The organism is Vibrio sp. Vb0937 (assembly GCF_033338855.1).
Map to the genome: position 1 here is coordinate 1 of NZ_JAWOTK010000310.1, position 1,193 is coordinate 1,193.

The following is a 1,193-nucleotide window of genomic DNA, read 5'->3' on the forward strand; positions in this document are numbered from 1 at the left end:
TAGGTGTTTTTAATCAAAGTTTTCTTGCCGAAGTATGCTCAACTCCGCGCCAATCTCTTGTCGTTTATTCTAAACTATTGGTGGTCAAATAGATTCGCGAGGTTTTGTATGTGGCAAGCAATATCGCAACAACTTTCTGATACTTTACTGTTTGAATATCAGATCACCGAAAAAGTTCGACTATCCGGCGGAGACATTAGCGAAAGCTATATGATAAACGACGGTGAGCAACGCTATTTTGTCAAAATCAACGACCGAGAATTCTTGCACAAGTTTGAAGTTGAGGCCGAGAGCCTGCACTTGTTACGCGAAACTTCGACAATATTTGTCCCTGAAGTGGTATTGGTCGGTAAGACCAAAAACAACGCTTTCATTATTTTGAACTACCTTCCTACCAAACCCCTAGATGACCCTGAAAACAGCTTTAAATTTGGTCAGCAATTAGCTCAACTGCATCAATGGGGAGAACAGAAAGAGTTTGGTTTCGATACCGACAATTATCTCGGTTCCACCCTGCAGCCGAATCAATGGCACAAAAAATGGTGCATGTTCTTCGCTGAGCAACGTATTGGTTGGCAACTGCAGTTATTAAAAGAGAAAGGCGTGACGCTAGTTGATATCGACGACTTTATTGACGTTGTAAAACTGCTTCTTGCGAACCATACGCCAGAACCGTCTCTTCTACATGGTGATTTATGGAATGGTAATGTCGCTCTCACCGCGTTTGGCCCGATTTGTTTCGATCCTGCATGCTATTGGGGGGACCGAGAATGCGACATCGCGATGACTGAATTGTTTGGAGGGTTCCAACCTGAGTTCTATCAAGGGTATGAATCGGTGATGCCATTGCTGCCTGGCTATCATGAACGAAAAGATATCTACAACCTCTATCACATCCTCAATCATTGTAATTTGTTCGGTGGGCATTATTTGGAGCAAGCTCAGCTCACTATCAATAAAATTATTTCTTACTGATTTGGAAGGCACAAGCCACTGCTTTGTGTCAATTTTCGAGGCACATCACTCAAGCTACAGACCCCAGATTCAAGGTTGAGTTTGGGGTCAAGTTTTGTACTTATTTCGAATCAATTAGCAACAAGTCCACCTAATATCTAAGTAACTTATCTTTAGATTGTGCCTGAGCCGTTGGCATAAATGGCGTTTACGCGATTTGTGAATGGTCAGGCAAAGTA

Annotated in this window: 1 protein-coding gene; it reads left to right on the top strand. The window is 42.5% G+C overall.

The window, feature by feature from the left end:
- Positions 1 to 108: 108 nt before the first annotated feature.
- Entirely contained in the window at positions 109 to 975 is an 867-nt protein-coding gene (locus R7P67_RS25320) for a fructosamine kinase family protein (RefSeq protein WP_140114454.1), read from the top strand.
- The last annotated feature ends 218 nt before the right edge of the window (positions 976 to 1,193 follow it).